1 protein-coding gene is annotated in these 1,766 nt (G+C 61.1%); it reads left to right on the top strand.

Annotation, left to right across the window (positions count from 1 at the left end):
• On the top strand, positions 1-1,513 hold a 1,513-nt coding region (locus E4M07_RS28955), incomplete at its 5' end, for a transferrin-binding protein-like solute binding protein (RefSeq protein ID WP_206057437.1).
• Positions 1,514-1,766: the final 253 nt, after the last annotated feature.

The following is a 1,766-nucleotide window of genomic DNA, read 5'->3' as shown; positions in this document are numbered from 1 at the left end:
GCAGACCGGCGACCCGATGGCGAAAACGCATGCCGATGCGGCGCGCGCCGCCGCGCGGGCGGCGATGACGGCCTATAATACGGCGAAGGCGGAATCGGCGAAGGCGGCCGCCGCGACCACGAGCACGGCGGCGGTGGAGGCGCGCACCAGGGCGCAGGCGGCGCTGAAGACGGCGCAGGCCCAGCAAAAGATCGCCATGGACAAGGCGGCGGAAGCGGTCAAGGCCGCCGGGATGGAGGTCAAGGTCACCTATGACGACGACGGCAAGCCGACCTACAGGGTCGGGGACGTCATGATCGTTCCCGGCGCAAAGAAGAGCACCGTGAAAACGAACGGCAAGACGGTCATCACCGGGAAGATTGATGACGTTAGGACGAACAGCACTACGAGGAGGTCCTATTCCTTCCGGGATAAAATCCAGGCTGTGGATAAGGCCTCCGCCACCGCCGAGAACCCCGAGAGAAAGGGCCAGCCGCAATTTAACACGCGCGGGATTCTGGCTACGTCTAGTGGGGGGAGTGCTGATTCTGAGAAGCTGATCCCGGTCATTGGCAGTGTGACCGATTCGGCCGATGACAAGGCGCGCCTGACCCTCGTCGACAAGTACATGACCACGAAATCCGACAAGACGGTGGGGATTTTCTACATCCTCCCCGAAGTAAATAGAGTTACTATTAATGGTGCAGTTACCGAGGAAAATCCTCTCGGCGACGCTAGCGGCAACAAGATCATGAAGGCGGAGGGCGAGTTCTACCAGGTGCTGCGTATAGACGGAACAAAGCCCACTTTTGGTCCGGCTGACAATAACGTCCATCTATACTACGTTCCCGGCAATTTCGGGCCCAAGACGAACATCTACTACTACATAGACAAGAACAACAATAACCAAAAGATGTGGTTGGAGCGAGTGGAGGGCGGCAAACTGGACACGCAGGGGAACGTAATAGAATACGAGTACAAGACCGTCCTGGTCCATGAGAATGTCCGGTCCCCGGATGCGAAGTCCTTCGAGCACCTGAACTACGGCGTCTGGGCGGGGCTGAAGGACGATGGCAACACCCTTGCCGACCTTGGCACGGGCTTCGTCAGCACGCTGCCCGACGGCAAGTTGACCCCGGTCGGCGACATACCGACCTTCGGCAAGGCCACCTACGAGGGCCAATGGGCGGGCAATGTCCGCGCCGCCGCCGCGGATGGAAATGGCGCGATCACGAGGCAGTCTGATGATATGAAGACAGAGGTCAATTTCGCAGACAACACCCTCGAGACCACGCTGGAGGACCTGGCCACGTTCGAGGGTGCGATCGACGGTAACGGGTTCAAGGGCACCAAGATCAGTGGCGTCGGTACCGCAGGCGATCTGACCGGCGGCGATGGGTACACCGGCAGTTTCAGCGGCAATTTCTTCGGCCCGAAGGCTGAGGAGGTCGGCGGCGTGTTCGACATCACCTCCGAGGGCCGCAAGGCGGGCGAAGCGCGCGGTGCCTTCGGCGGTGCAAGGGTGACCGAGTAACGGGACCCCACCCGCACACCGCAAACCCGGCGCCCGGTCCCGCAACGGATCGGGCGTTTCGTTTCCGCGGTCCGCTCCGGCGCTTTGCCTATTGATTTCATAGTCACATCCCCAAGGGGGGGGGGGGGTACACTTCCGGGCAAGCTGTCCGCAGACCGCCGGTTGACACGGTATCGCAACAGGGTGCTGCAGCGGACGCACGACACGCAATCACGGGAGAGGAAAGAACATGGCACGCGACGAAACGGTTTAT

The sequence above is a fragment of the Nitratireductor sp. XY-223 genome (assembly GCF_004959855.1).
In the GTDB taxonomy this organism is placed as follows: domain Bacteria; phylum Pseudomonadota; class Alphaproteobacteria; order Rhizobiales; family Rhizobiaceae; genus Hoeflea_A.
Note: the sequence above shows the minus strand (reverse complement) of the source record. Positions and strands in the feature narration are given on the sequence as shown.